The organism is Citrobacter sp. TBCS-14 (assembly GCF_005280805.1).
In the GTDB taxonomy this organism is placed as follows: Bacteria; Pseudomonadota; Gammaproteobacteria; order Enterobacterales; family Enterobacteriaceae; genus Citrobacter; species Citrobacter gillenii.
The window spans coordinates 1-226 of sequence record NZ_SZWM01000007.1; the positions used below are offsets into that span (position 1 = coordinate 1).

General features: G+C 62.8%; 1 protein-coding gene. It reads right to left on the reverse strand.

Annotated elements, in window-relative coordinates; all coding sequences use genetic code 11:
* A partial coding sequence (locus FDX22_RS00030; RefSeq protein WP_146716547.1) for a helix-turn-helix transcriptional regulator occupies window positions 1–226 on the reverse strand: 226 nt, incomplete at both ends.

Sequence of the window (226 nt, forward strand, 5' to 3'; positions counted from 1 at the left end):
GTGGTACGGATGTGCTCCACGCCACGCCCATCAGGCGCTCCAGCAGTTCGGCGATATCGTGACTCGCAAGGCGAAAATAACGATGCCTGCCCTGCGCAAGCGCCACAACAAAGCGTTGTTCGCACAGACGCGCCAGATGCGCGCTGGCGGTCGACGCAGACACATCCGCCACAGCGCTAAGTTCGGTTGCAGTCCAGGCGCGCCCATCCATCAGGGCGCACAGCAT